The organism is Kineococcus halophytocola (assembly GCF_041276425.1).
GTDB classification, from domain to species: domain Bacteria; phylum Actinomycetota; class Actinomycetes; order Actinomycetales; family Kineococcaceae; genus Kineococcus; species Kineococcus halophytocola.
The window spans coordinates 63,279-89,935 of the sequence record NZ_JBGFTU010000019.1 but is presented as its reverse complement, the minus strand read 5'-3'; the positions used below and the strand labels follow the sequence as shown (position 1 = coordinate 89,935).

Below are 26,657 nucleotides of genomic sequence, written 5' to 3'. Positions count from 1 at the left end.
CGGGACCGGTCGGCCACCGACCGAGGGGACGCGTGTTGAGCAGGGCGTTGAGCGGGCACCAGCCCGACGGACGGGGCCTGGTGCGCCGGTTGCGCGACACCTACGAGGTCCTGGCCCGCGAGGCCGCCAAGTTCGGCATCGTCGGCGCCGTGGCGTTCGTCACGGACTTCGGGGTGTTCAACCTGCTGCGGTACGCCGGACCGGACGGTGTCGGCGTCCTGCACCACAAGCCGCTGACGGCGAACGTCATCTCCGTGGTCACGAGCATCGTCGTGGCCTGGCTGGGCAACCGCTACTGGACGTTCCGCCACCGCCGGCGCTCCTCGGCCCCGCGCGAGCTGCTGCTGTTCTTCGTCATGAACGGCGTGGGGCTGGGCATCTCCCTGGCCTGCCTGGGCTTCACCTACTACGTGCTGGAGCTGCGCGGGCCGGTGGCCTCGAACGTGTCGGCCAAGGTCGTCGGCGTCGCCCTGGGCACGCTGTTCCGCTGGTGGGCCTACCGCCGCTACGTCTTCGTCGAGGAGCTGCGCCAGGAGGGCTGGACCGAGGCCTCGGACGAGCCGACGGCCGGTCCGACGGCCGGTCCGTCAGCTCCGGCGCAGGTGGACGACGTCCCCCGCCGCCAGGCTCGTCCGGGCGCCGCCTGAGTCCTGTACGACGAGCCGGCCCTCCTCGTCCACCGCCACCGCGACGCCCTCCAGCGTCGTGCCGCCGGGCAGGTCGGCCCGCACCGCCTCCCCCAGCGTGAGGCTGGCGGCGCGGTAGTCCGCCAGCGGGGACTGCCCCGCCGCCCAGGCGTCCACCCGCCGGCGCAGGGCGCGCAGGTACCGGCGCAGCACCGTGTCGCGGTCGGTCGAGGTCGCCCCGGCGAGCGCCAGCGACGTCGCGGCCGGCACCGGCAGCTCCTCGGCGCGCAGCGAGACGTTGAGCCCGGCGCCGAGCACGACGCGGCCGGGTCCGGCCTGGGCGAGGATGCCGCAGACCTTCCCGGCCCGGCCCGGCCCGGTGAGCAGGACGTCGTTGGGCCACTTCAGCCCGGCCGCGACGCCGAGGTCGCCCAGCGCGTCGACGACGGCCAGCCCGGTGACCAGCGGCAGGACCGCCCACCGCTCGAGGGGCGCGGTGGGCCGCAGCAGGACCGAGACGGCCAGGGACGAGCGCGGCGGGGCGGTCCACGTCCGCCCGAGCCGTCCCCGGCCGGCGTCCTGGTGGTCGGCGACGAGGACCGCCCCGTCGGGAGCCGCCGCGTCGCCGAGCAGGTCGGCGTTGGTCGAGCCCGTGCTCGCCACCACGTCCAGGCGGGCCCAGGCCCCCGGCCGCACGAGGGCCGCGCGCAGGGCGGCGGCCCGCAGCGGCGGGCGGTCCAGGTCGCTCCAGGCGGGGTCCACGCGCCCATCCTGCCCGACCGGATTTCCCTCCCCGGCCAACCTGTGGTGAGGTGAGGCTCCCCTGACCCACTGACCTCCGGGAGCCCCCGTGCGCACGTCCCGCCGCACCCTGCTGGCCACCGTCCCCGTCGTCGCGCTCGCCGGCGCGTGCGGGTCCTCCTCCTCCGGGGAGCCGGCCGCCGCGCCCAGCTCCTCCGGGTCCGCCGACGCCGGCGCCTTCCCCGTCTCGATCGAGCACCAGCTCGGCACGACCACGGTCGAGGCGGCGCCCCAGCGCATCGTCTGCCTGGGCTGGGGGTCCCAGGACGTGCTGTGGGCGCTGGGCCTGCAGCCGGTCGGGATCCCGGAGGTGACGTGGGGCGGGCTGCCGGACGGGACGCTGCCGTGGTGGGAGGGCCACTTCGACGCGGCCACGACGACGTTCCTGTCGGCCTCCTCCAGCCAGGAGGTCCCCTTCGAGCAGATCGCCGCGCTGACCCCGGACCTGGTCCTGGCCGTGAACTCCGGGATCACCGCCGAGGACTACGCCACGCTGCAGGGCATCGCCCCGACCGTGGCCTACCCCGACGGCCCGTGGCTGACGACGTGGCAGGACTCCGCGACCATGATCGGCAAGGCCGTGGGCAGGTCCGCCGACGCGGAGCGGCTCGTCGCGGACACCGAGGACGACCTGGCCGAGCGCGCCGCGGCGACCCCGTCGTTGCAGGGCAAGACGTTCACCTACGTCTACGCGACGAGCGCGGGCCTGTCGGCCTACCTGCCCGGGGACTCCCGCGTGGACCTCATGCACTCCCTGGGCCTGGTCGACGCCCCGGGCATCGAGTCCCTCGCCACCGCCAACCCCGAGGAGTTCTACGTCGAGGTCGCCAAGGAGCGGGTGCGCGACCTCGACAGCCAGGTCCTCGTCGGCTACGGCGACATCACCCGCGAGGAGCTGCGCGCCGACCCCGTCTACGCCACGATGCCGGCCGTCGCCGCGGACGCCGTCGCCTACCTCGACGACGAGCAGCTCGTCACCGCCACGTCGGCGACCGTGCTGAGCGTGCCGTGGCTGCTGGACCGCCTCGTGCCGATGCTCGACGCGGCGGCGCAGAAGGCCCCGACGCTCTGAGGGGTCGCCGTCGCCGGTGATCACTAGGCTCGCGGTGTGGACGAGCAGCGGCCGGCGACGGCCATCGACGCGGTGGCCGAACGACACCTGGAGACGGTGCTGCGGCTGCAACCCACCCTCGCCCTGGGCCTGGGCGTCCCCGACGCCGCCCCCGGCCTCGGCGACCGGTCCCCCGCGGGGCTGGCCGAGGTCGCGGCGGCGGACCGGGCCACGCTCGCGGCGCTGGAGGAGGCCGAGGCGAGCGGCCCGGTCGACGACGTCGACCGGGTGACGCTGGCCGCGATGCGCGACCGGCTGGGCCTGGAGATCGCACTGGAGGAGGCCGGGGAACTGCTCGGCGACCTCAACGTCATCGCCTCCCCCGTGCAGGACCTGCGGATGGTCTTCGACCTGCTGCCGACCGGGACGGACGCGGACCGGCAGGTCGTCGGCGAGCGGCTCGCCGCCGTCCCCGCCGCCGTCACCGGGTACGTCGAGAGCCTGCGCGCCGCGGCGGCGGCCGGGCGGGTCGCGGCGGTCCGCCAGGTCCGGGCGTGCGCGGCCGAGGCGGCCTCCTACGCCGCACCCGAGGGGTTCTTCACGACGTTCGCCGCCGGGCACGGCGAGGACGTCGAACGGGCCGGGGCCGCCGCGGCCCGCGCCTACGGCGACCTCGCGCGGTTCCTCACCGACGACCTGCTGCCGCGGGCCCCGCAGGCCGACGCCGTGGGCCGGGACCGGTACGAGCTGTGGTCGCGCTGGTTCGTCGGGGCGCGCGTCGACCTCGACGAGACGTACGCGTGGGGCCTGGAGGAGGTCGCGCGGCTGCGGGCCGAGATGGCCGACGTGGCGCGGCGGATCTGCGGGTCCGACGACGTCGAGGCGGCCGCCGCCGTCCTGGACGCCGAACCGTCCGCCGTCGTCGAGGGCGCCGACGCCTTCCGCGCCTGGATGCAGGACCGCTCCGACGAGACCGTCGAAGCGTTGCAGGGCAGCCACTTCGACATCCCCGAGCAGATCCGCCGGCTGGAGTGCCGGATCGCGCCGACCACGGGCGGGGGCATCTACTACACCGGCCCCAGCGAGGACTTCTCCCGCCCGGGCCGCATGTGGTGGGCCGTCCCGGCCGGCCAGACCCGGTTCTCCACCTGGCGGGAGGCGACGACCGTCCACCACGAGGGCGTGCCCGGGCACCACCTGCAGATCGGGCAGACCGCCGTGCGCGGAGAGGTGCTGAACCGGTGGCGGCGGCAGGGCTGCTGGATCTCCGGGCACGGCGAGGGCTGGGCCCTGTACGCCGAACGGCTGATGCAGGACCTCGGCTTCCTGCGCGGGCCGGGCGAGGTGCTGGGGATGCTCGACGCGCAGCTCCTGCGCGCCGGCCGCGTCGTCCTCGACATCGGGGTCCACTGCGGGCTGCCCGCCCCCGCCGAGGTCGGTGGCGGCGCGTGGACGTACGAGAAGGCGTGGGCCTACCTGCGGTCGGTCTCCGGCAACCACCCCGACGTGCTGCGCTTCGAGCTCGACCGCTACCTCGGCTGGCCCGGGCAGGCGCCGAGCTACAAGGTCGGCGAGCGGCTGTGGACGGCGCTGCGCGAGGACGTCGCGGTGGCCCAGGGCGCCGCCTTCGACCTCAAGGCCTTCCACCGCCGCGCCCTGGACGTCGGCTCCGTCGGCCTCGACGTGCTGCGCTCGGCGCTCCTGCCCTGACCCCCGCCCCTCCCGGCCCGTCACTGCGCGTGGTCGCCTCCGGGTGGTCGTTGACGCTGCGAGCCGCACCTACCGGCGCGATGCGTCAACGACCCCCCAACCCGGCCACGCGCAGTGACGGGGAGCGGGCGCGGGTGCGGGGACGTGGAACCATGCCGCCGTGACGTCGTTGCTCCTGGCCTCCGCCTCCCCCGCCCGCCTGGCCACCCTCCGCGCCGCGGGCCTGGACCCGGCCGTCCTCGTCTCCGGGGTCGACGAACCCGCCGTCGTGCAGCGCTACGGCGTCACCGACGCCGAGGACGTGTGCCTGGTGCTGGCCAAGGCCAAGGCCGAGGACGTCGCGGCGAACGAGGACCGGCCCGAGGACCACCTCGTCCTGGGTTGCGACTCGGTCCTGGCCGTCGACCTCGGTGCGGGCGTGGAGGTCCTGGGCAAACCGGCCGACGCCGCCGACGCCGTCCGGCGCTGGAGGGCGATGCGGGGCCGCAGCGGGGTCCTGCACACCGGGCACTGGCTCATCGACGACCGCGAGGACGGCTCGGGGGCGACGATCGGCGGGGTGGCGAGCGTGACGGTCCACTTCGCCGACGTCACCGACGCCGAGATCGACGCCTACGTCGCCACGGGTGAACCGCTGCAGGTGGCGGGCGCGTTCACGGTCGACGGGCTCGGCGGCGCCTTCGTGCGGGGCATCGAGGGCGACCACCACGCGGTCGTCGGCGTGTCGCTGCCGCTGCTGCGGGAGCTGGCCGGCGAGGCGGGCGTGGCGTGGCCGGACCTGTGGGCGGAGCGCCCGGCGTAGGCGCGGGTCGTCCGCGGGTCGTCCGCGGGTAGTCTCAGCCCTCGTCCCACCCCACCCTCGACCTCCCGGAGACGCCGCATGACCTCCCCCGAGCCGACCACCCCGACGTCGAGCCCGGCGTCGGGGATCACGGGTCCGGTGACGAAGGTCCTCGTGGCCAACCGCGGGGAGATCGCGGTGCGCATCGTGCGCGCCGCCCGGGACGCGGGCCTGGCCTCGGTGGCCGTCTACTCCGACGGCGACCGCGACGCGCTGCACGTGCGCAGCGCGGACGAGGCGTACGCCCTGGGCGGCACGACGGCCAAGGACTCCTACCTGGACGCGACGAAGCTCATCGAGGTCGCGCTGCGCGCCGGGGCCGACGCGGTGCACCCCGGGTACGGGTTCCTTTCCGAGAACGCCGCGTTCGCCCGGGCCGTCGTCGACGCGGGCCTGACGTGGATCGGCCCGCCGCCGGCGGCGATCGAGGCGCTCGGGGACAAGGTCTCCGCGCGCCACCTCGCGGCCCGCGCCGGTGCCCCGCTGGTGGCCGGCACGCCCGACCCGGTCGCCGGCCCCGAGGAGGTGCTCGCCTTCGCCGACGAGCACGGCCTGCCCATCGCCATCAAGGCGGCGTTCGGCGGTGGTGGCCGCGGGCTGAAGGTGGCCCGCACCCGTGAGGACGTCCCGGAGCTGTTCGCCTCCGCGGTGCGCGAGGCCGTGGCCGCGTTCGGCCGGGGCGAGTGCTTCGTGGAGCGCTACCTCGACCGTCCCCGGCACGTCGAGACGCAGGTGCTCGCCGACGCCCACGGCGGGGCCGTCGTGGTCTCCACCCGCGACTGCTCGCTGCAGCGCCGCCACCAGAAGCTGGTCGAGGAGGCGCCCGCGCCGTTCCTGACCCCCGAGCAGGACGCCGAGCTGCGCCGCGCCTCGCTGGCGATCGTCGCCGAGGCCGGGTACGTCGGGGCCGGGACGGTGGAGTTCCTCGTCGCGGCCGACGGGACGCTGGCGTTCCTGGAGGTCAACACCCGCCTGCAGGTGGAGCACCCCGTGACCGAGGAGGTCAGCGGGATCGACCTGGTGGTGGAGCAGTTCCGCATCGCCCGCGGGGAGCACCTGGGGTACACCGAGGTCGCGACCCGGGGGCACTCCATCGAGTTCCGCATCAACGGCGAGGACCCCAGCGCGAACTTCCTGCCCCGCCCGGGCAGGCTGACGCGGTTCTCCCTGCCCTCGGGCCCGGGGGTGCGCGTGGACACCGGCATCGACCCGCGCGCGGCGGCCGTCAGCGGCGGGGTGGAGATCTCCCAGGACTTCGACTCCCTGCTGGCCAAGCTGATCGTGACGGGTGCCACCCGGGAGCAGGCGCTGGCCCGGGCGGCGCGGGCGCTGGCCGAGTTCGTCGTCGAGGGCGTGCCGACGGTCATCCCCTTCCACCGCACGGTGGTCGCGGACCCGGCGTTCGCCGCGAGGGACGCGCAGGGTTTCACCGTCCACACGCGCTGGATCGAGTCCCCGGAGTTCGACACCTCGGCCATGCCCGGTTCCGGCGCCCTGGAGGCCGGCGGGGAGGGTGCGGCGCACCGGGAGACGATCGTCGTGGAGGTCGCGGGCAAGCGCCTGGAGGTCTCCATCCCCGTCGAGCAGTTCAACGCGCAGCTGTCCCGGGCCGGGCACGAGATCTCCCGCGCCGGGGTCGCGACGGGGGCCGCGGTCGCGCGGGCGTACCGCTCGGCCACGCACCGGGGCCAGAAGAAGGGCAAGGGCGGGGGCGGGTCGGCGAAGAACCCGCAGGCCCTCGTGACGCCCATGCAGGGCACCATCGTCAAGATCGACGTGGCCGACGGGGACACCGTCGCCGAGGGCGACCTCGTGGCCGTCCTGGAGGCCATGAAGATGGAGCAGCCGCTGCTGGCGCACCGCTCGGGCACGATCTCGGGCCTGAGCGCCAAGGCCGGGGACACCACGACGACCGGCGCGGTCCTCTGCGAGATCGTCGACGCCTGACCGGCACCACCGCACCGGACCGGGACCCGGTCCGGTGCGGTCGGCTCACTCCCCCGTGACGTGCAGCTGCCGGGCGGCCTCGGCGATCGACCCCGACAGGGAGGGGTAGATCGTGAAGGCGTGCGCCACGTCGTCGACGTTGAGGCGCTTCTCCACGGCGAGGGTGACGGGGAAGATCAGCTCACTGGCTCGCGGGGCCACCACGACACCCCCGATGACGGTGCCGGACCCGGTGCGGCAGAACAGCTTCACGAACCCGTCGTGGATGCCGAGCATCTTGGCGCGGGCGTTCGTGGACAGCGGCAGCTTGATGATCTCCCCCTGGGCCTCCCCGGCGTCGATCTGGGCCTGCGTCCAGCCGACGGTGGCGATCTCGGGGGAGGTGAACACGGTGGAGGCCACCGAGCGCAGCTTCAGCGGGGCGACGGTGTCGCCCAGGGCGTGCCACATCGCGATCCGGCCCTGCATGGCCGCGACGGAGGCCAGCGGGAAGACCCCGGTGCAGTCCCCGGCCGCGTAGACGCCGCGGGCGGAGGTGCGCGAGACCTTGTCGACGTCGAGGTGCCCGGACTCCGACGTCCAGACCCCGGCCTCCTCCAGGCCGAGGCCGGCGGTGTTGGGGACCGCCCCGACGGCCACGAGGCAGTGCGAGCCCTCGACGGTGCGGCCGTCGGCGAGGGTGACGACGACGCGGTCGCCGTGCCGGCGCACGCTCTGGGCGCGCGAGCGGGACATGACGTCCATGCCGCGGCGGCGGAACACCCCTTCGAGGACCTCGGCGGCGTCGGCGTCCTCCCCGGGCAGGACCCGGTCGCGGGAGGAGACGAGCGTGACGTGGGCGCCGAGGGCGTCGTAGGCGTTGGCGAACTCGGCCCCGGTGACGCCGGAGCCGACGACGACGAGGTGCTCGGGCAGTTCGGTGAGGTCGTAGACCTGCTTCCACGTCAGGATGCGCTCGCCGTCGGGCTGGGCGTCGGGCAGGGTCCGCGGGCTGGCCCCGACGGAGACGAGCACGACGTCGGCCTCGACCCGGGCGCCCTCGTCCTCGCCGTCGCGCACGTCGAGCGCGTGCGGGCCGTCCAGGACGCCGGACCCGGACAGGATGCGCACGCCCTCGCGTTCGAGCCGGGCGCGCACGTCGGCCGACTGGGCGAAGGCGAGCGCCTTGACGCGGGCGTGCACGCGGGCGAGGTCGACGCTCACCGCCCCCTGCGGTTCGGTGTCGGGGGCGCTGCCGCCGGGGAAGCGCACGCCGAGCTCGGAGGCGCCGTCGACGGTGGCCATGAGCTCGGCGGTGGCGATGAGCGTCTTGGACGGGACGACGTCGGTGAGGACCGTGGACCCGCCGAGGCCGTCGCGCTCGACGACGGTCACGTCGGCGCCGAGCTGGGCCGCGACGAGCGCGGCCTCGTAGCCGCCGGGGCCACCGCCGAGCACGGCGACCCGGGGGGGCTTGGCTGCTGCTGGGGAAGCACTGGTGGGACTCACCCCCCCATGCTCCCCTACCCTCGTCAACCGTGCCTGCCCCCTCGCCCGCCTACGCCGCCTACGCGACGAACCTGAACCCCGAGTCCATGTCCCGGAAGGCGCCGCACTCGCCGCTGCGCTCGACGGGGTGGTTGCAGGACTGGCGGCTGACGTTCGGCGGGGAGGACCGCAGCTGGGAGGGCCCGCTGGCCACGGTCGTGGAGGCACCGGGCGAGCAGGTGTACGTCGCGCTGTACGACCTCACCGAGGCCGACGAGACGCGCCTGGACGCCTCCGAGGGCATGGACATCGGCCTGTTCCGCAAGATCCGCGTGCGGGTGAAGACCCTGGAGGGCGACGTGGTGGCGTGGACGTACGTCCTGGACGACTACGAGGGCGGCCTGCCCACCGCGACGTACCTGGGCCGGCTGGCCGACGCCGCCGAGGCGGGCGGCGCCCCGCACGACTACGTGCTGGGGCTGCGGGCCCGGCCCTGCCGCTCCAACGACGCCTGACCCCCCGCGGGTCCGGGCCCGCCCCTCCGACGCGCCGGAACCCGCCCCCGTCCTTACGGTGAGCGCGTCATGACCGTCCTGCTCCTGCTGCACGCGGCGGGTGCCCTCCTGGCCGTCCCCGTGGTGCGGCGCTGGGGCACCCGCGGCGTCCTGCTGACCACCGTGCCGCCCCTGGCGGCGCTGGCCTGGCTCCTGGGCGTGTGGGCCACCGACGGCCTCGCCGCGACCCGGACGGTCGAGCTGCCGTGGGTCCCGGACCTGGACCTGGACCTGGCGCTGCGTCTGGACCCGCTGTCGGGCGTCCTCGTCCTGGTCGTGGCCGGCGTCGGCGCCCTGGTGCTGCTGTACTCGGCCGGGTACTTCGCCGGGCCGGAGGAGGCCGCCGACCGGGTCCGCACCGTCCCGGCGCTGCTCGCCTTCGCCGGCGCGATGCTCGGCCTGGTGCTGGCCGACGACCTGGTCCTGCTCTACGTCTTCTGGGAGCTGACCACCGTCCTGAGCTGGTGGCTGGTCGGGTCCGGCGGCGCCCGGCGCGAGGCCCGCCGGGCGGCCGTGCACGCCCTGCTGGTCACCACGGCCGGGGGCCTGGCCCTCCTGGTGGGGGTGGTCCTGCTGGCCCGGGAGGCGGGGACGACGCGCATCTCCGCCCTGCTGGCCGACCCGCCGGCCGCCTCCCCCGCCGTGACCGTCGCCGCCGTGCTCCTGCTGGTGGGAGCGGTGACCAAGTCGGCGCTGCTGCCGGTCACGGCCTGGCTGCCCGGGGCGATGGTGGCCCCCACCCCCGTCAGCGCCTACCTGCACGCGGCCGCCATGGTCAAGGCCGGGGTGTTCCTCATCGCCCGGTTCGGGCCGGTGTTCGCCGAGGTGCCCGCCTGGCGCACGACGGCGCTCGCCCTCGGCGGGGCGACGATGCTCGTGGGGGCCTGGCGGGCGCTGCGGCAGTTCGACCTCAAGCTGCTCCTGGCGCACGGCACGATCAGCGAGCTGGGTTTCATGGTCGTGCTCCTCGGTGCCGGCGAGCGCACGGCGGCCACGGCCGGGACCGGGCTCCTGCTCACCCACGCGCTGTTCAAGTCGGCGCTGTTCATGGTGGCCGGGGCGGTGGACCACGCGGCGGGGACGCGGGACGTGCGGGAGCTGTCCGGGCTGCACCGCACCGCGCGCCCGTTGTTCGTGGTCTCGGTGCTGGCCGCCGCCTCGATGGCCGGGGTCCCGCCGCTGCTGGGCTTCATCACCCACGAGGCCGGGTTCGAGGCGTTCGCCGCGCACGGCGGCCCCGGCGACCGGGTGGTGCTGGTGGTCCTGGTGGTCGGCTCGGCGCTGACGGTGGCGTACAGCGCCCGGTTCGTGCTGGGCGGGTTCGGCACCCGGCCGGGCGCGCCGGCCACGCCCCTGCACCGCCCCGGCGCGGCGCTGGTGGTGCCGCCGGCCGCGGGGGCGCTGGCCGGGCTGGTGCTCGGCCTGGTCCCGGGGCCCGTCGACGCGCTGGTGCGCGCCGTCGTCGAGCAGGTCCCCGGTGGGGTCGGGGGCGGGGAGGCGTACGAGCTGGCGCTGTGGCACGGCCTGACGCCCGCGCTGGCGGCCTCGGCTGTCGCCCTGGGCGGCGGCGCGCTGCTCGTCGCCGTCCGCGACCGGTTGCTGCACCGGCAGGTGCGGATGGCCGTGCGGCCCCTGCGGGCCCTGCCCGCCGGACGCGTGCAGGACGGGGTGCTGCTGGGCCTGGACGCCCTCGCCGCGCGCACCACGCGGGCCCACCAGCGCGGGTCGCTGCCGCAGTACGTGCTGGTCGTGGCGGGCACGCTGGTCCTGGGACCGGGCACGGGCCTGGTCCTGGCGCTGACCTCGGGCGCGTGGCCGCGGGAGTGGCGGGGCTTCGACGCCCCGGTGCAGCCGCTGCTGGCCGGGTTGACGCTGCTGGGGGCGGTCGGGGCCGCCGCGCTGCGCGAGCGCCGGTCGGCCTTCCTCGTCGTCGGGGTGTGCGGGTACGCCCTGGCCGGGCTCTTCGCGGTGGCCGGGGCCCCCGACCTCGCGCTGACGCAGGCCCTGGTGGAGACGGTGACCCTCGCGGTGGCCCTCCTGGTGCTGCGCCGGCTGCCCCCGCGCTTCGAGGCTCCCACCGGGGACGGCGTCGACGGGCCGCCGCGGGCGTTGCGGCTGGTGGTGGCCCTCGGGGCGGGCACCGTGGCCGCGCTGATGGCGGCGGTCGCCCTCGGCGCCCGCAGCGCCGGGGGCGTCTCGGACCTGCTCGCGCGGCTGGCCGTCACGGAGGGGGGCGGTGCGGACGTCGTCAACGTCACGATCGTCGACCTGCGGTCCTGGGACACCTTCGGGGAGATCACGGTGCTGGTCGCGGCGGCGACGGGGGTGGCGAGCATGGTCTTCCTGCGCCACCGCGACGGCGGGGCCCCGGGGCTGGCGCAGACCGGCGAGGACGGCGGCGCCGGCGCGGGCATGAGCTCGAGCTGGGAGGGCAGGGACCTGGGCCCCGGCCCGGACAGCGCGCCCCGCGGCAGGTGGCTGGCCGCGGTGCAGACGCTGCCGCCGGAGCGGCGCACGTCGGTGCTGGAGATCGCGGTGCGGCTGGTCTTCGGGGCCGTCCTCGTGCTCTCCGTGCACCTGCTGCTGGTCGGGCACGACCGTCCCGGCGGGGGTTTCGCCGCGGGCCTGGTCGCCGGGCTGGCGTTGTTCCTGCGCTACGCGGCCGGCGGCCGCTACGAGCTGGGCGAGACGCTGCGCGTGGACGCGGGGGTGCTGCTCGGCCTCGGGCTGCTGATCACCGCCCTGACCGGGCTGGTGCCGCTCGCGCTGGGCGGTCAGGTCTTCCAGAGCGCCTCGGTGGACGTGCACGTGCCCGTGCTGGGCGAGGTGCACCTGGTCTCGGCGCTCGGCTTCGACGTGGGGGTCTACCTGGTGGTCGTGGCGACGGTGCTGGACGTGCTGCGCAGCCTGGGCGCGGGGGTGGACGCCCACGACGAGCGCGACCGCGGCGACGGGGCCGTCGGTGCGGGGCGGGAGGCGGTGCGCCCGTGAGTCCCACCGTCGTGCTGACGATCACCGTCGGCGGGTTGATCGCCGTCGGCGTCTACCTGCTGAGCTCCCGGCACCTGAGCCGCGTCGTGCTCGGGATCGTGGTGGCCAGCAACGGCGTGAACCTGCTGCTGGTCTCGGCGGCCGGTCCCGCCGGTCCGGCGCCGGTGCTGGGCGCCGGCGGTGAGGTGTCCGAGGAGACCCTGCCGGGGGCGGCGGACCCGCTGCCGCAGGCGTTCGTGCTGACGGCGATCGTCATCACGTTCGCGGTGACGGCCTTCGGGCTGGCCCTGGCCTACCGGCTCAGCCGCCTCGACGGCGACGACGTCGTGCGGGACGCCGACGAGCACCTGCGCACCCGCGGGGAGACCGCCGAGGAGCACCGGGAGGACGAGCAGGACGGGCCGGCCGGACCGACCGGGGCGTCCCGGCGCGGTGCCCCGCACGGGGAGGGCGCCTCGTGAGGGTCCTGGTCCCGCTGCCCGTGCTGCTGTGCCTGGTCGGTTGCGCCGTCACGCTCGTGCTGGGTCACCGTCCCCGCGCCCAGCGGCTCGTCACCACCGCGGTGCTGACGGGGGTGGTCGCCGCGGCCGCCGCTCTGCTGGTGCTGGCCGTCACCGAGGGGCCGCAGCAGGTCACCGTCGGCGGCTGGCCGGCCGGGGTCGGCATCGGCCTGGTCGCCGACCGCCTGTCCACCCTGGTGCTGCTGACGTCGACGGTGGTCGCGCTGGCGGTGATGGTGTTCTCGACCGGTCAGGGGCGCACGGGCGACGACGCCTCGGCGCCGGTGTCGATCTACCACCCGACCTACCTCGCCCTGACCGCCGGGATGTGCATCGCCTTCCTCGCCGCGGACCTGTTCAACCTCTACGTCGGGTTCGAGGTGCTGCTCACCGCCAGCTACGTCCTGCTGTCCCTGGGCGGGACGAGCACCCGGATCCGGGCGAGCGCCACCTACGTCGTGGTGTCGCTGACGTCGTCGCTGCTGTTCCTCACCGCGGTCGGGCTGGTCTACGCGGCGACCGGGACGGTCGCGATGGCCGACCTGCCGGGCCGGATCGCGGCCCTGCCGGCCCCGGTGGCGACCGCTCTGCAGCTGGTGCTGCTGGTCGCCTTCGGCATCAAGGCCGCGGCGTTCCCGCTCTCGGGCTGGCTGCCCGACAGCTACCCGGCCGCGGCGGCGCCGGTCGCCGCGGTCTTCGCGGGTCTGCTCACGAAGGTGGGCGTCTACGCCGTCATCCGCACCCACGACCTGCTGTTCGGCGCCGGCACGCTGCGGGTGCCGCTGATGGCGGTCGCCCTGGCCACGCTCGTGGTGGGCATCCTCGGCGCCCTGGTCCAGGACGACCTGCGCCGGCTGCTGTCGTTCACGCTGGTCAGCCACATCGGCTACATGCTGTTCGGCGTGGCGCTGGGCACGACCGCCGGGGTGGCCGCGGCCGTCTTCTACGCGGTGCACCACATCCTGGTGCAGACGGCGCTGTTCCTGGTGGTCGGTCTCCTGGAGCACCGGACGGGGACGACGTCGCTGCGCCGGCTGGGCGGGTTGGCGGCCGCGGCCCCGGGGACGGCCGTGCTGTTCCTGCTGCCGGCCCTGAACCTGGCGGGCATCCCCCCGTTCTCGGGTTTCCTCGGCAAGCTCGCCCTGCTGCGGGCCGGGGCCGCGGACGGCGGGTGGGACGCGTGGACCCTGGTGGCCGGGGCGGTGCTGACGAGCCTGCTGACCCTGTACGCCGTCGCCCGGGTGTGGTCCGCGGCGTTCTGGAACGGCGGGTCGGCGGTCCGCGAGGGGGCGAGTCCGGCGGCCCCGCGCCCGGCGCACCGGGCGATGACGGCGGCGACGGCGGCGGTGGTCGTCCTCGTCACGGGTCTGTCCCTGGCCGGGGGTCCGTTGCTCTCGCTCGCGCGGACCGCCGCGCAGGACACCTCCGACGCGCGGCGCTACCAGGTCGTCGTCGGCGGCGTGGACGACGGGCGGGGGGCGCCGTGAGGCTGTCCCGGGCGCTGGCGGCGCTGATGATGCTCCTGACCTGGTTCGCGCTGTGGGGGAAGGTCACCCCGCTGAACGCCGTCGGCGGGGTCCTCGTCGTGGCCGCCCTGGTGTTCTCCGCCCGGCTGCCGGACATCCCCTCCCGGCGGCGGCTGGCCCCGGTCGGGCTGGGGCTGCTCCTGGGGCACGTGCTGGTCGACCTGGTCCGCTCCAGCGTGGAGATGGCCTGGTTGTCGGTGCGCCCCGGGCCCGCGCCGGCGGGCGCGATCGTCGCCGTCGGCCTGCGCGACGGTTCCGACGAAGTCCTGACCACGACCGCGCAGCTGCTCACCCTGGTCCCGGGCACGCTGACCGTGGACGTGGACGTCCCCAGCGCCACGCTGTACGTGCACGTGCCGGTCACCGGCGACGTCGCCGACGTGCCCGAGCGGGTCCGCGAGCAGGTGCTGGGGCTGGAGGCGAAGGTGCGGGGCGCCTTCCCCGCGCGCGAGGAGGAGGAGGAGCCGTGAACGACGTCTTCGTCTGGGCCGCCCTGGGGCTCCTGAGCACGGCCGCGGTCCTCGTGGCCGTCCGCGTGGTCCGCGGTCCGACGACGCTGGACCGGACCACCGCCGTCGACTCGTTCGTCGCGGTCCTGCTCTGCGGTCTCGCCGTCGTGGCCGCGGACCGGGACTCGACGGTCTACCTGCCGGTGCTGCTGGTGCTGTCGCTGCTCGGTTTCGCCGGTTCGGTGGCCGTGGCCCGCTTCGTCGGGGGGGACGAGCGGTGAGCGACGTGCTCGACGTGGTCGCGGGCGTGCTGGTGGTCGCCGGCGCCGCCTTCGCCGTCACCGCGGGCGTGGGGTTGCTGCGCTTCGGCGACCTGTGGCTGCGCATCCACGCCGGCAGCAAGCCGCAGGTGCTGGGGTTGCTGCTGGTGCTGCTGGGGACGGCCCTGCACCTGCGCAGCGTCGCCGCCTCCGCCGCCCTGCTGCTGGTCGCGGTCTTCCAGGTGCTCACCACACCGGTGTCCGCGCACGTCCTGGCCCGGGCCGGTCACCGCTCCGGGGCGGTGCCGCGCGCGGGTCTGCGCCGTGACGACCTGGCGGCGCACGAAGCCGGGGACCGGGAGGACGGGCCCTAGGCTGGGCGGCGTGATGCACGACGCTCCCCCCGGTCCCGGTCCCGCCGCTCCCGCCGCCGGCGGGGACCCCTTCGAGCTCGCCGGCCGCGCGGCGAGGCGGCTGGCGGAACTGACCGGTGCCGACCGGCACGACGTCGCCCTCGTGCTGGGCTCGGGGTGGGCCGCGGCGGCCGACCGGCTCGGTGAGGTCGTCGCCGAGGTGCCCGCCCCGGAGCTGCCGGGCTTCCGCGCCCCCGCCGTCGTCGGGCACGGCGGGACGGTCCGCTCGATCCGCGTGGCCCGCGAGGGCGCCGACCCGCTGCGGGCGCTGGTCCTGCCGCGCAGCCACTACTACGAGGGCCACGGGGTGCGGGCCGTCGCGCACGGCGTCCGGGTCGCCGCGGCCGCCGGCTGCCGGACGGTCGTGCTGACCAACGGCTGCGGCGGGCTGGACCGCTCGATCGCGCCCGGCTCCCCCGTGCTCATCTCCGACCACCTCAACCTCACCGGCGCCACGACGCTGGAGGGGCCGACGTTCGTCGACCTCACCGACCTGTACGCGAGCGAGCTGCGGGACCTGGCCCGGACGGTGGACCCCTCGCTGCGCGAGGGTGTCTACGCCCAGTTCCACGGCCCGCAGTACGAGACGCCCGCCGAGGTGCGGATGGCCGGTGTGCTCGGCGCCTCCCTCGTCGGCATGTCGACCGCGCTGGAGGCCGTCGCGGCCCGCCACGCCGGGATGCGCGTCCTCGGGTTCTCCCTGGTGACGAACCTCGCGGCGGGCGTCTCGGACGAGCCGCTGTCCCACGAGGAGGTCCTGCAGGCCGGCCGGGACGCGGCCGGGCGCTGCGCGGACCTCCTCGCGGGGGTCGTCCCGCTGCTCTGACCCCGCGGTCAGCGCGCGGCGGCCCGCCGGTACTGGCGGGTCGCCAGCGGGATGAAGACGAGCAGGATGACGACGATCCACGCGAGCGTGTAGAGCAGCGGGTTCGCCAGGGGCCAGGCGTCGGTGACGGTCCCGGGTGGGACGTTGCCGAACTGCTCGCGGGCGGCCTGGACCAGCGTGGAGACGGGGTTCCACTCCGCGACGGTGCGCAGCACCGAAGGGAACGTCTCCAGCGGCACGAAGGCGTTCGTCACGAAGGTGATGGGGAAGATCGTGATGAACGTCAGGTTGTTGAACGCCTCCGGGGTCCGGATGAGCAGCCCCAGCAGCGCCATGCACCACGAGATCGCGTACGCGAACAGCAGCAGCAGCAGGTAGCCGACGACGGCGTCGAGGAACGACGTGCGGATGCGCCAGCCGATGACCAGCCCGGTCAGCGACATGATGACGGTGACGATGACGTTGGTGGCGATGTCGGAGGTCGTCCGCCCCACGAGCACGGCCGACTGCGCCATGGGCAGCGACCGGAACCGCTCGATGATCCCCTTCTGCATGTCGTCGGCGAGGCCGGCGCCGGTGATGGTGGCCCCGAAGATGACGGTCTGGGCGAAGATCCCCGGCACGAGGAACTCGCGGTAGTTGCCGCCCGGCACCTCGATGGCGCCGCCGAAGACGTACCCGAACAGCAGGATGAACATGATGGGTGAGATGAGCGTCCCGACCAGCAGGTCCGGGATCCGCTTGATCTTGATGAGGTTGCGCTTGGCGACGACGGAGCCGTCGGCCAGGGCCGTCCCGAGGGAACTCACGCGTCCGCCCCTTCCTGTTCGGTGACCAGTTCCTCCGCCGGTTTGCCCGTGAGGGTGAGGAAGACGTCGTCCATCGTCGGCCGGCGCAACCCCGCGTCGAGGGGGACGACCCCCGCCTGCTCCAGGCGGCGCAGGGCGTCGACCAGGGCGGGCGTCCCCCCGCTGACGGGGACGGTGACGCGGCGGGCGCGGCGGTCGACCTGCACCTCGCCCACGGCCAGCGGCCGCAGGGCCTCCACGGCCGTGGCGACCTCGTGGTCGGCGGCGACGACCAGTTCCACGCGCTGACCGCCGACCTGCGTCTTGAGCTCGTCGGCCGTGCCGCGGGCGATGACCCGGCCGTGGTCGATGACGACGATGTCGTCGGCGAGGCGTTCGGCCTCCTCCAGGTACTGCGTGGTCAGCAGCAGCGTCGTGCCGCCGCTGACCATCGTCGTCAGCAGCTCCCACATGTCGTTGCGCGAGCGCGGGTCCAGCCCCGTCGTCGGCTCGTCGAGGAACAGCACGGGCGGCTGCGCGACGAGGGCCCCGGCCAGGTCCAGGCGGCGGCGCATCCCGCCGGAGTACGTCTTGGCCACGCGGTCGGCCGCGCCGGTGAGGCGGAACTGCTCCAGCAGCTCCCGGGCCCGTTCCCGCGCCCGCCGGCGGCCCAGGTGGTACAGCCGCCCGACCATGTCGAGGTTCTCGAACCCGGTGAGGTTCTCGTCCACGGCCGCGTACTGCCCCGACAGCCCGATCCGCCGGCGCACCTCCCGCGGGTCCTTCACGACGTCGACCCCGGCGACGGTGGCCGTCCCCTCGTCGGGCACGAGCAGCGTCGTGAGCATCCGCACCGTCGTCGTCTTGCCGGCGCCGTTGGGCCCCAGCAGGGCCAGCACCGTCCCCTCGGGGACGTCGACGTCGACCCCCGCCACCGCGGTGACGTCGCCGTACCGCTTCACCAGCCCCCGTGCCTGCACCGCGTGCCCCGTCATGGCCCCGACCCTAGAGATGACCTCCGACACCACGCCCGTCCTTTCCCCGATCGTCGCCGGCCGTTCCCCGGCCCTGCCCCTCCCGACCCCGGCGGGGCGCCGAACTCACCGGTGGGCGGTGCCCGGGTGCGGTGGCGGGAGGTGCCGCGTGGGGCTCAGACGCCCTCGGTGCTGCGCAGGACGGCCATCATCGCCCACTCGTCGACCGGCTCCCCCGCCGTCTGCACGCACGCCCGCAGGTCCGCGAGCAGGGCGGGTGCGTCGAGCCCGGCACCGACGAGCACCAGCTCGGTCGCGCGCGGCGCCCCCCGCGGCCACGGTCCGCGGGTGAACCGCACGGCCGCCCCGACGGTCTGCAGCAGGTACCGCTCGTCCGCGCCGGCGAACCGGACCGGTCCCTTGACGCGGAACACCCCCGAGGGCCGGGCGTCGAGGAAGGCCGTGAACCGGCGCGGGTCCAGGGGGTCGGGGCTGCGGAACTCCACCGCGTCGTAGAAGGAGTGCAGGTGGGCGGCCTCGTCGGGCACCGCCTCCCCCAGCGCGAGCTGACGGGTGCGGGGCGGCCCGGCCTCGAACAGCAGCCGCGGGTCCAGCGACCCGTTCGCGGCGGGGACGAGGGGCGCCCACCCGTTCAGCTCCCGGCAGCGGGCGGTGACGCGCGCGACGGCGGCCTCCTCCAGCAGGTCGGTCTTGCTGAGGATGACCACGTCGGCCATCGCGACGTGGTCGTCGAGCTGCCGGTGGCGCCGGCGGACGGTCTCGAACTCGACCCCGTCGACCACGACGACCAGACCGCCGTAGCGCACACCGGGCACCGTGCTGGTCAGGACCTGGCGCACCATCGCGGCGGGTTCGGCGACGCCGCTGGCCTCCACGACGACGGCGTCCAGCGCGTCCGGCCCGCGCCGGGCCGTGAGCCGGGTCAGGAGTTCGTCGACCGTGCCGTCCTCGGTGGAGCAGCACAGGCACCCGTTCTCCAGCGACACCGTGCTGTCGGCCCAGCCGGAGACGAGCATCGCGTCCACGCCGACGGCGCCGAAGTCGTTGACGACGACCCCGAGCCGGACGTCGGCGGCCGAGCGCAGCAGGTGGTTGAGCACGGTCGTCTTGCCGGCGCCGAGGAACCCGGCCAGGACCACGACGGGGATGCTCACACCACCCATGGTCGCACCGCGGCCCGGTCGGCCCCTCGTAGGCTGCGCCCGTGGACGCACCGTTGAACGACCGGGTCGGTTCCCTCGTCGAGGCGTGGATCGCCGACGACCCCGACGACCGGGACCGGGCCGAGCTGCAGACCCTGCTCGAGGCCTCCCGGGCCGGGTCGGCCACCGCGACGGCCGAGCTGCAGGACCGGTTCTCCGGTCCGCTGGAGTTCGGGACGGCCGGTCTGCGCGGCCGCGTCGGCGCCGGGCAGCACCGGATGAACCGCGCCGTCGTCCAGCGCGCCGCGGCCGGGCTCGGCGCGTGGCTGACCGGGCGGTTCGAGCGGCCCCGCGTCGTCGTCGGGCTGGACGCGCGGAACGGGTCGCGGGAGTTCGCCGACGACTCCGCCGCCGTCCTGACGGCCGCCGGGTGCGAGGTGCTGCTGCTGCCGCGGCCGCTGCCGACGCCGGTGCTGGCGTTCGCCGTCCGCCACCTGGCCGCCGACGCGGGGGTCATGGTCACCGCGAGCCACAACCCCGCGGCCGACAACGGGTACAAGGTCTACCTCGGCGGCCGGGCGAGCGGTCCGGAGGGCCGCGGGGTGCAGATCGTCCCGCCCGTGGACGCCGAGATCGCCGAGCAGATCGCCGCCGTGGGCCCGCTGCGGGACCTGCCCCGGGCCGCCGAGGGGTGGACCGTGCTCGGCGACGACGTCGTCGCGGACTACCTCGCCGCGATCGGCGCGGCGATCGGCGCGGGTGCTCCCGGCCGGGCCCCGCGGATCGTCGTCACCGCGATGCACGGGGTGGGCGGCCCGGTGCTGCTGGAGGCGTTGCGCCGCGGCGGTTTCACCGACGTCCACTCCGTCGCCGAGCAGGCCGACCCCGACCCCGCGTTCCCGACCGTGCCGTTCCCCAACCCCGAGGAACCCGGCGCGCTGGACCGGGCCGTCGCCCTCGCGCAGCGGGTGGGGGCCGACGTCGTGCTCGCCGTCGACCCCGACGCCGACCGCTGCTGCGTCGCCGTGCCGACGCCCGACGGTTTCCGCCAGCTCACCGGCGACGAACTGGGCCGGTTGCTGGGTCAGGAACTCGCCACCCCCGGGGCGGTGCTGGCCTGCTCGGTCGTCAGTTCCCAGGCGCTGCGGCGGGTCGCGGCCCGCACGGGCGCCCGGTTCGCCTCCGCCCTGACGGGGTTCAAGTGGATCGCGCGCGTGCCGGGACTGACGTTCGGCTACGAGGAGGCCATCGGCTACTGCGTCGCCCCGGAGGTCGTGCGGGACAAGGACGGCATCTCGGCCTCGCTGCTCGTGGCCACGGTCGTGCGCCGGGAACTCGCCGCCGGCCGCACGCTGCTGGACGTCCTGGACGTCCTGGACCGCACCGACGGCGTGCACCTCACCGCGCCGGTCACCGTCCGGGTCGACGACCTCGCCGTCATCCCCGCCACGATGGCCCGGTTGCGTGCCGAACCCCCCGCGGCCCTCGGCGGTTCACCGGTGACGACGACCGAGGACCTCGCCGACGGTCTCGACGGGTTGCCGCCGACCGACGGCCTGCGGTTCCGCACCGCCGACGGGACCCGCGTCGTCGTGCGCCCCAGCGGCACCGAACCGAAGCTGAAGTGCTACTGCGAGGTCGTGGCCGACGTGCCCGAGGGGACGGACCTGACCGTCGTGCGGGCCGGGGCCCGCGAGCGCCTGGACGCCGTCCTGGCCGACGTGCGCGCGGCCACGGCCTGACCGGGGTCCGCCCCGGCGGGCCTGCGGGACCCCGCCGACCGGGACGTCCTCAGACCACGTCGACGAACACCGGGTTCGTGTAGCACCACAGGTCGTCCCACGGGTCGGAGTCCCCGATCCGGTCGACGCGGGGGTGCCCGTCGGCGTCGGCGTGCCGGCCGTCGCTGCCGCGGAAGCGGACGTAGAGCGGGTCGGCGACCCCGCGCAGCACGGTCCGGAACACCTGCGGACCGGTCGCGTGCGCGGGCACCTCGAAGCTCTCCACGACGCGGGTGCCGGGGGCCTCGAACAGGTCGCGGTCGGTGTCGGCGACGCGGCCGGTGACGGTGCCGACGATGACGTCCCACCGCGCCGACCGCGGCACCTCGCCGCCGCCGTTGGGTTCGACGGCGGGGTCGACGCGCAGTTCGACCTCGACGTCCCCGCCGCGGGCGACGCTGGTGCGGGCCCCGAACGTGACGCCGGGGCCCGGGCCGGTGCGCACCCGCCCCTCCACCGCGCGCACGAGCCCCCCGTGGACGACGAACACCCGGCCCGAGCGCAGCGCGGCCATCACCGAGCGGTAGTCGCGCGTGGTGGACCCGACGCAGGTGCGCGAGTAGAGACCGGGGGCGAAGTCGACGTACCCGTGCTGCACGACGCCGGTCTGCACGGGTTCCCCGCGCGATCCGTGGCGGCGGTAGTGCTCGGCGGAGGGGTTGCCGACGGCGACGGTGTCGCCGATGTCGAAGTGGTTGTCGGAGTTCGCGGTGATCCACCACGGCAGGCCCTCGGCGAGCAGGGAGTCCCACAGACCCCCCATCCGCGCGGTGGCGGCGTCGAACCCGCCCCAGGTGCGGTACTGGTCGAGGTCGTAGCCGGGGAAGGACCAGCGGCCGGGGCTCTCGTCGTACTGGCCGCGGCCCCGTCCGCGCCCCAGCGGCGCGGCCAGCGCGGCGGCCTGGTGCCCGGGCGCGCCCTCCCAGCCGACGAACACGCCGGGGGCGGTGTCGCGCCAGCCGCGGACCTTCGAGGGGGAGACGCGGCCGGTGCGCATGGGGTGGTTGGACAGGACGAGCGCCTCCCCGACCGCCCCGGTGCGCAGTTCCTCCACGAGCCAGGCGAGCGCGTCCAGGCCGAGCTGCTCGGCGACGGGTCCGCCCTCGACGGAGTCCCGGATGAGCCGGCGGCCGCCGGGGTTCTGCCGGGCCGCCAGGACGTCGCCGTCGAACATCCGCTCGAAGCGTTGCAGCAGGTCCGGGGTGCCCTCGTGCTCGGGGGCGATGAACGTCGCGTGCTCGGCGCCGGGGATGTTCCACTCCATGCCCTGGAAGACGAGGACGTCGTGGCGGCGGCGGGCCTGGGCGATGAGGGGGGTCTGCAGGGCGACGGACTGCTTGGCGTGGTCGGGGCCGCCGTGGTCGGTGATGACCATCCAGTCCAGCCCGCACGCCCGGCCCCGGCGCACCTGGTCGTCGACGGAGTACATGGCGTCGCGGGAGAACGTGGTGTGGATGTGGTGGTCCCCGGCGTACCAGGCGTACTCGCGGTCGTCCCCGGGCGTCGTCACCGGGTCGGCGGGCAGCGCGTGGGAGTGGGTGTGCGGGTGCGGGTGGGCGTGCGGGTGCTCGTGCGGGGAGGCGGCCACGGGGCCCACCCTGCCAGTGCGCCGGTCACATCCCCCGAACGGCCCTCTCAGAACTCAGGAACCTCAGTAGACTCACGCTTCGTGAGCGCCTCGCTACCGGATGCTGTCGTGGGTCTGACTGCCCCGCGGGAGTCCCCGCTGCGCGTCACGACCCTCGACCTGCCCGCCGCCGCCGAGTCCCTGGCCGCCTCGCCCGTGCCGGTCCCGGGCACGGCCACGCTGCCCGACGAGGTCCCCGGCCTCGTCCTGGCCGACGGGCCCGGCACCCCCCACGACGGCACGTCCACCGCCACCACCACCACAGCCACCACCGGGGACCTGCTCGACGTGCTGGCCCCCACGACGGGCGAATGCCTGCTGCGGGTGGAGGACACCGGCCCGGACCTGGCCCGCGACATCGCCACCGCCGTCGCCACCACCAGCCGCACCGACTGGGCCTGGCTCTCGGCCCAGGACCGGGCGCGGTTCCTGTTCGCCGTCTCCGACGTCCTCGCCGGGCACGTCCGGGCCCTGGCCGTCACCGCCGCCCTGACCACCGGCCGCCCCCTGGCCGCCGGGTTCACCCTCGACGCCCCGGCCGCCCACGCCGCCGCGTTCTCCGCCGCCGGCTGGGCCGACAAGCTCGAGGACGTCGGCGCCGCGCACCGCCCCGGGGGCGGGGTCGTGGTGCTCCTGACGACGTGGCGCACGAGCACCGCCGACGCCCTCAGCGCCGTCGTGGCCGCCCTGGCCACCGGCTGCGGGGTCGTGCTGCGGGCCCGACCCGCGGCCGCCGCGACCGCGCGGCAGTTCGTGCGGCTGCTGGAGGAGGCCGGGGTGCCCGCCGGGCTCGTCCGTTCCGCCCCCGGCGCCGACGCCGCGACGGACGCGGCCCTGTGGGCCCACCCCGACCTCGTCGCCGTGCGCGCCGACGGCTCGGCCGAGGACCTGCGCGCGGTGGGGGTCGCGCTCGCCGGGCGCGGGACGCCCCTGCTGCAGCGTCCCGACGCCCCGCACGTGGACGTCGTCCTGGCCGGGGCCGACCTGGAGGCCGTGGCGCTGGCCCTGGTCGAGGCCGCCATCGGCGGGGCCCACGAACGGCCCGGCGGGTCCCGCGTGCTGGCCCACCGCAGCGTCGTGGACGCGCTCGTGGCCCGGGTGGGGCCGGTGGTCTCGCGCCTGCACACCGGTCACCCGCTGGACCGGGCCACCGCCGTGGGCCCCGTGCCCACCCCGCACCTGGCCCGGGCCGCCCGCGAGGTCCTCGACGCCACCGCCGGCCTGCCCGCCGGGCTGCCCCCCGGGGGCTGGTGGGCACCGCCGGGGATCGCGACCGTCGGCCGCCACAGCGCCTGGCCGCCCCCCGGCCCCGTCCTGGGGGTGCGCTCGATCCGCTCCCCCGAGGACGCGCTGACCCACCTCACCGGTGCCGGCTCGGTCACCGTCTGGGGCGGGGAGCTGGGCACCGAGGTGCCCGCCCCGCCGGACCCGCGCCGCGACGCCCTCGACCTGCTGCGCGCGTGCCGTGGGTGAACGCCCCGTCCGGCCCCGCTCCCCCACCCACGGCGCCGCCCGGCGCGGACGGGCGCTGCTGGCCGCGGCGGCCGAGGTCGAGGCCGGGCGGCAGCGGTTCGTCGAGCAGGTCCGCCGGGCGCACCGCTGCCGCATCTCCGAGGCCGTGCGGCAGGTCGACGGCTCGATCGACACGATCGTCCGGTGGGCCGGGTGGGCCGACAAGCTCGACCTCGTCCTGCCCGCGGCGGCCGGGGGCCGGCGCCCGCCGCCGCTGGGCGTCCTGGCCCCCGAGGAGTTCCTCGGCGCGGCCCGCGTCCTGTGCTCGGCGCTCGCCGCGGGCGCCCGCTGCGTCGTCGCCCACGACTCCGCCGCCGTCGGCGCCCTCGTCGACGTCGTCGCCGCGGAGTTCCCCGCCGCGGCCGTGACCGTGGTGGCCCGCGACCCGGGCACCGTGCGGGAGCTGGCGACGACCGTCACCCTCCTCGACGCCCGCGCGGCCCCCGGCGACTGGGACGCCGGCCTGCGCCTGGCCTGCGCCGAGGCCGGGACGCGCGTCCTGCCCCCGCTGCCCGCCGGGCACCTGGTCGACCTCGACGACCTCGCGCTCGTCGGGCCGTTGTTCACCGGAGCCGTCCGGCCCGCCTGACGCGGCCCGCCGGGACGTTCCGGGGAGGAGCTGCGCAGGACCGGTGAACGGTTCGCGCGACCGCCGCGAACCCGTCGGGGGAAACCCTGAACCGACCCTGAACTTCCTGCCGCACAGCTGTTCCGCAGTGCACCACCGTGCCTACCGTCCTGGCGTGGACATCTCCTCCCTGCCCCCGCACCTGCCCGGCGACGTGCGTCCGGCCGGCCTCCTCGTGCTGGCCCTGGCGGTGCTCGTCGTCGTCCTGGCCGCCCGTTCCGGCTGGCGCCGCGGGGCCTCGCGCCTCGTGCTGACCCTCCTCGGCCTCGGTGCCGGGGCGGTCGCCGGGTTCACCGTCGCCGACCGGATCGAGGCCCGGTGGCCGCAGACGGGCTGGGACGAGGTCGCCCTCGTCGCCGGCGCCGTCGTCGTGCTCGCCGTCGTCGGCGCGGGCCTCGGCGGCGCGCTCGGCACCGCGCTGTCCCGGGCGCTGGGCGCCGTCCACCTGCGCGTCGTCGACCGCGCCGCGGGGGCCGTCGTGCGCGGCGGGCTCGCCGTGCTGGTGCTCGCCCTCGTCCTGCCGCTGCTGCCCGGGAACCCCGTCGGGGGGTTCGGCGGACCGGGCGAGTTCGGCGGCGCCGGTCTGGACCGCGCCCGGCAGGTCGTCAGCGGGACGGTCGAGGCGGTCGGGCAGGGCGCCCGGGGACTCGTCGAGGCCGCCCCCGGCCGCTGACCCGGGCCGCCCTCAGCCCCGCCGGCGCCGCGGCCGGGCCGAGCGGGGCGGGGCCTGGCGCAACCGGTCGCGCACCGGGCCGAGGACCGCGCTCAGCGCCCCCAGGTCACCGCCGGGCACCGCCTCCACCAGCAGGCTGCGCACGACCTCGACGTGCCCGGGCATGACGTCGGCCAGCAGCGCCCGGCCGTCGTCGGTCAGGCGCACCACGGTGCTGCGCTCGTCCTGCGGGGACGGTTCGCGGGCGATGAGACCGCGCTTCTCGAGCTGCCCCGCCTGGTAGGTGAACCCGCTGCGGCTGAACACGATGCGGTCGGCCAGGTCCGTCATGCGGTACTGCGGCGCCCCGGGGGCGGCGAGCAGGGCGAGCACCTGGAACTGCACCGGGCTCAGGTCGCCGTCGGCGCGCAGCTGGTCGGCGACGGCCTGCTGCAGCAGGTTCCCCACCTCAGTGAGCGCGAGGTACGCGGCGAGCTGCTGGTCGCTGAGTCCGGTGCGGTCCACCCCGCCAGACTACTTGCGTCGAATTCGAAGCAGCTCTACTCTTCCCGCGTGCTTCGAATTCGGAGCACCTGACGAGAGGAAGCCCACCGTGCGCGCAGTCCAGGTCACCCGCTTCGGAACCCCCGACGTCCTGCAGGTCGCCGAGGTCGACCAGCCCGTCCCCGGCCCCGGCGAGGCCCTCGTCCGGGTCGCCGGCACCACCTTCAACGCCGTCGACGCCGCCATCCGCTCGGGCGTGATGACCGAGCTCATCCCCGTGGACCTGCCCTACACGCCCGGTCTGGAGGTGTCGGGAACCGTGGTGGCGGACAGCACCGAGACGGACGAGCACGTCGTGGCCTTCCTCGGCGTCCCCGTCGGCGGCGGGGCGGCGGAGTTCGCCGTCGTCCCCCGCGACCTGCTCGTCCCCGCCCCGCGGTCGGTCCCGCTGGCCGACGCGGCCGCCCTGCCGGTCGCCGGCCTCACCGCGTTCCAGGGCCTGTTCGACCACGGCCACCTCCAGCCCGGCGAGCGCGTCCTGGTCAACGGCGCCGGCGGTGGGGTCGGGGGTTTCGCCGTGCAGCTCGCCAAGCGCGCCGGCGCGCACGTGATCGCCACGGCCGGCCCCCGCAGCCGGGATGCCGTCCTGGCCCGCGGCGCCGACGAGGTGGTCGACTACACCGCCACGTCCCTGGCCGACGCCCTCGACGCACCCGTCGACCTGCTGTTCAACAACGTCTCCGGGGACCCGGCGCAGTTGAGCCGCCTCACCGACCTCGTGCGACCGGGCGGGCGCGCCGTGAGCGCCCCGCCGCTGCCGCTGACCGACGACACCGACCGCGACGTGCGCTGGACCGTGCTCTACGTCCGCAACGACACCGCCCAGCTGGCCGACCTCGTCCGCCGGGTCGACGCCGGCGAACTCCTCCTCGACGTCTCGCAGCACCGGCCCCTGGCCGACCTCGCCGGGGTCCACGCCGACGGGGAGGCCGGGACGTTCCGCGGCCGCGTCGTCGTCATCCCCTGAGCGCCCGAAAAGCCCTCGCCGGGGGTTCGCGCCCGAACC

Annotated in this window: 25 protein-coding genes; 18 read left to right on the top strand and 7 right to left on the bottom strand. The window is 76.0% G+C overall.

Annotated elements, in window-relative coordinates; genetic code table 11:
• The first annotated feature begins 35 nt into the window (after positions 1-35).
• On the top strand, positions 36-647 hold the full coding sequence (locus AB2L27_RS15980; RefSeq protein WP_370442481.1) for a GtrA family protein: 612 nt from the start codon (positions 36-38) through the stop codon (positions 645-647).
• Here the strand turns inward: AB2L27_RS15980 and AB2L27_RS15975 are convergent.
• Complete coding sequence (locus tag AB2L27_RS15975; RefSeq protein ID WP_370442480.1) at positions 588-1,388, bottom strand: biotin--[acetyl-CoA-carboxylase] ligase; 801 nt, start codon at positions 1,386-1,388, stop codon at positions 588-590. The genes AB2L27_RS15980 and AB2L27_RS15975 overlap by 60 nt on opposite strands.
• An 88-nt stretch (positions 1,389-1,476) precedes the next feature.
• Here AB2L27_RS15975 and AB2L27_RS15970 point away from each other — a divergent pair, with 88 nt between their 5' ends.
• The 4 genes from AB2L27_RS15970 to AB2L27_RS15955 all read left to right on the top strand — a co-directional run bounded on the left by AB2L27_RS15970 (position 1,477) and on the right by AB2L27_RS15955 (position 6,976).
• Positions 1,477-2,499: an iron-siderophore ABC transporter substrate-binding protein gene (locus tag AB2L27_RS15970; RefSeq protein WP_370442479.1), complete on the top strand. Its 1,023-nt coding sequence runs from the start codon at positions 1,477-1,479 to the stop codon at positions 2,497-2,499.
• Between the two features lie 36 nt (positions 2,500-2,535).
• Entirely contained in the window at positions 2,536-4,188 is a 1,653-nt protein-coding gene (locus tag AB2L27_RS15965; protein ID WP_370442478.1) for a DUF885 domain-containing protein, read from the top strand.
• Positions 4,189-4,348: 160 nt separating this feature from the next.
• Positions 4,349-4,990: a Maf family protein gene (locus AB2L27_RS15960; RefSeq protein WP_370442477.1), complete on the top strand. Its 642-nt coding sequence runs from the start codon at positions 4,349-4,351 to the stop codon at positions 4,988-4,990.
• 138 nt (positions 4,991-5,128) lie between these two features.
• Complete coding sequence (locus AB2L27_RS15955; RefSeq protein ID WP_370442491.1) at positions 5,129-6,976, top strand: ATP-binding protein; 1,848 nt, start codon at positions 5,129-5,131, stop codon at positions 6,974-6,976.
• Positions 6,977-7,021: 45 nt separating this feature from the next.
• On the opposite strand, the gene AB2L27_RS15950 is transcribed toward AB2L27_RS15955, so the two are convergent.
• Positions 7,022-8,464 carry an NAD(P)H-quinone dehydrogenase gene (locus AB2L27_RS15950; protein WP_370442476.1) on the bottom strand — a complete coding sequence of 481 codons (1,443 nt, stop codon included), beginning with the start codon at positions 8,462-8,464 and terminating at the stop codon, positions 7,022-7,024.
• Positions 8,465-8,493: 29 nt separating this feature from the next.
• Between AB2L27_RS15950 and AB2L27_RS15945 the strand changes: the two genes are divergently transcribed.
• The 8 genes from AB2L27_RS15945 to AB2L27_RS15910 all read left to right on the top strand — a co-directional run bounded on the left by AB2L27_RS15945 (position 8,494) and on the right by AB2L27_RS15910 (position 15,962).
• The gene (locus AB2L27_RS15945; protein ID WP_370442475.1) at positions 8,494-8,958 is read left to right on the top strand and encodes a gamma-glutamylcyclotransferase; all 465 of its coding nucleotides are present in this window, start codon (positions 8,494-8,496) and stop codon (positions 8,956-8,958) included.
• 69 nt (positions 8,959-9,027) lie between these two features.
• Complete coding sequence (locus AB2L27_RS15940) at positions 9,028-11,988, top strand: Na+/H+ antiporter subunit A (RefSeq protein ID WP_370442474.1); 2,961 nt, start codon at positions 9,028-9,030, stop codon at positions 11,986-11,988.
• Positions 11,985-12,449 carry an NADH-quinone oxidoreductase subunit K gene (locus AB2L27_RS15935; protein WP_370442473.1) on the top strand — a complete coding sequence of 155 codons (465 nt, stop codon included), beginning with the start codon at positions 11,985-11,987 and terminating at the stop codon, positions 12,447-12,449. The genes AB2L27_RS15940 and AB2L27_RS15935 overlap by 4 nt, the downstream gene beginning before the upstream one ends.
• Positions 12,446-13,975, top strand: coding sequence for a Na+/H+ antiporter subunit D (locus AB2L27_RS15930; protein WP_370442472.1), 1,530 nt, complete (start codon positions 12,446-12,448; stop codon positions 13,973-13,975). The genes AB2L27_RS15935 and AB2L27_RS15930 overlap by 4 nt, the downstream gene beginning before the upstream one ends.
• Complete coding sequence (locus tag AB2L27_RS15925; RefSeq protein WP_370442471.1) at positions 13,972-14,484, top strand: Na+/H+ antiporter subunit E; 513 nt, start codon at positions 13,972-13,974, stop codon at positions 14,482-14,484. The genes AB2L27_RS15930 and AB2L27_RS15925 overlap by 4 nt, the downstream gene beginning before the upstream one ends.
• A complete protein-coding gene (locus AB2L27_RS15920) occupies positions 14,481-14,744 on the top strand; it encodes a monovalent cation/H+ antiporter complex subunit F (RefSeq protein ID WP_370442470.1) in 264 nt (87 codons plus the stop codon). Before AB2L27_RS15925 ends, AB2L27_RS15920 begins: the two co-directional genes overlap by 4 nt.
• Positions 14,741-15,097: a monovalent cation/H(+) antiporter subunit G gene (gene mnhG, locus AB2L27_RS15915; protein ID WP_370442469.1), complete on the top strand. Its 357-nt coding sequence runs from the start codon at positions 14,741-14,743 to the stop codon at positions 15,095-15,097. Before AB2L27_RS15920 ends, mnhG begins: the two co-directional genes overlap by 4 nt.
• 13 nt (positions 15,098-15,110) lie before the next feature.
• Complete coding sequence (locus tag AB2L27_RS15910; RefSeq protein ID WP_370442490.1) at positions 15,111-15,962, top strand: purine-nucleoside phosphorylase; 852 nt, start codon at positions 15,111-15,113, stop codon at positions 15,960-15,962.
• Between the two features lie 8 nt (positions 15,963-15,970).
• On the opposite strand, the gene AB2L27_RS15905 is transcribed toward AB2L27_RS15910, so the two are convergent.
• The 3 genes from AB2L27_RS15905 to AB2L27_RS15895 form a co-directional block, all read right to left on the bottom strand.
• Positions 15,971-16,771, bottom strand: a complete 801-nt coding sequence (locus tag AB2L27_RS15905) for an ABC transporter permease (RefSeq protein ID WP_370442468.1) — start codon at positions 16,769-16,771, stop codon at positions 15,971-15,973.
• The gene (locus tag AB2L27_RS15900) at positions 16,768-17,745 is read right to left on the bottom strand and encodes an ATP-binding cassette domain-containing protein (protein ID WP_370442467.1); all 978 of its coding nucleotides are present in this window, start codon (positions 17,743-17,745) and stop codon (positions 16,768-16,770) included. The genes AB2L27_RS15905 and AB2L27_RS15900 overlap by 4 nt, the downstream gene beginning before the upstream one ends.
• A gap of 155 nt (positions 17,746-17,900) precedes the next feature.
• Positions 17,901-18,908 (bottom strand): CobW family GTP-binding protein, encoded by a 1,008-nt coding sequence (locus AB2L27_RS15895; protein WP_370442466.1) that lies wholly within the window; start codon positions 18,906-18,908, stop codon positions 17,901-17,903.
• Between the two features lie 41 nt (positions 18,909-18,949).
• Between AB2L27_RS15895 and AB2L27_RS15890 the strand changes: the two genes are divergently transcribed.
• Positions 18,950-20,629: a phospho-sugar mutase gene (locus AB2L27_RS15890; protein ID WP_370442465.1), complete on the top strand. Its 1,680-nt coding sequence runs from the start codon at positions 18,950-18,952 to the stop codon at positions 20,627-20,629.
• A 49-nt stretch (positions 20,630-20,678) separates the two neighbouring features.
• Here the strand turns inward: AB2L27_RS15890 and AB2L27_RS15885 are convergent, their stop codons facing one another.
• On the bottom strand, positions 20,679-22,256 hold the full coding sequence (locus tag AB2L27_RS15885; RefSeq protein WP_370442464.1) for a PHP domain-containing protein: 1,578 nt from the start codon (positions 22,254-22,256) through the stop codon (positions 20,679-20,681).
• A 108-nt stretch (positions 22,257-22,364) separates the two neighbouring features.
• Here AB2L27_RS15885 and AB2L27_RS15880 point away from each other — a divergent pair, with 108 nt between their 5' ends.
• The 3 genes from AB2L27_RS15880 to AB2L27_RS15870 all read left to right on the top strand — a co-directional run bounded on the left by AB2L27_RS15880 (position 22,365) and on the right by AB2L27_RS15870 (position 25,108).
• Positions 22,365-23,768, top strand: a complete 1,404-nt coding sequence (locus AB2L27_RS15880) for an aldehyde dehydrogenase family protein (protein WP_370442463.1) — start codon at positions 22,365-22,367, stop codon at positions 23,766-23,768.
• Positions 23,761-24,396: an aldehyde dehydrogenase family protein gene (locus AB2L27_RS15875; protein ID WP_370442462.1), complete on the top strand. Its 636-nt coding sequence runs from the start codon at positions 23,761-23,763 to the stop codon at positions 24,394-24,396. The genes AB2L27_RS15880 and AB2L27_RS15875 overlap by 8 nt, the downstream gene beginning before the upstream one ends.
• 154 nt (positions 24,397-24,550) lie before the next feature.
• Positions 24,551-25,108, top strand: coding sequence for a CvpA family protein (locus AB2L27_RS15870; RefSeq protein WP_370442461.1), 558 nt, complete (start codon positions 24,551-24,553; stop codon positions 25,106-25,108).
• 12 nt (positions 25,109-25,120) lie between these two features.
• Here the strand turns inward: AB2L27_RS15870 and AB2L27_RS15865 are convergent, their stop codons facing one another.
• Positions 25,121-25,612, bottom strand: coding sequence for a MarR family winged helix-turn-helix transcriptional regulator (locus tag AB2L27_RS15865; protein ID WP_370442460.1), 492 nt, complete (start codon positions 25,610-25,612; stop codon positions 25,121-25,123).
• Positions 25,613-25,700: 88 nt separating this feature from the next.
• On the opposite strand from AB2L27_RS15865, the gene AB2L27_RS15860 reads away from it, so the two are divergent.
• Positions 25,701-26,618: an NADP-dependent oxidoreductase gene (locus AB2L27_RS15860; protein ID WP_370442459.1), complete on the top strand. Its 918-nt coding sequence runs from the start codon at positions 25,701-25,703 to the stop codon at positions 26,616-26,618.
• The last annotated feature ends 39 nt before the right edge of the window (positions 26,619-26,657 follow it).

What these genes read in the sequence shown, in the direction of transcription:
- AB2L27_RS15900 (WP_370442467.1), bottom strand. Translation starts at nt 17,745, where the DNA reads ATGACGGGGCACGCGGTGCAGGCACGGGGGCTGGTGAAGCGGTACGGC.
- AB2L27_RS15940 (WP_370442474.1), top strand. Translation starts at nt 9,028, where the DNA reads ATGACCGTCCTGCTCCTGCTGCACGCGGCGGGTGCCCTCCTGGCCGTC.
- AB2L27_RS15895 (WP_370442466.1), bottom strand. Translation starts at nt 18,908, where the DNA reads ATGGGTGGTGTGAGCATCCCCGTCGTGGTCCTGGCCGGGTTCCTCGGC.
- AB2L27_RS15910 (WP_370442490.1), top strand. Translation starts at nt 15,111, where the DNA reads ATGCACGACGCTCCCCCCGGTCCCGGTCCCGCCGCTCCCGCCGCCGGC.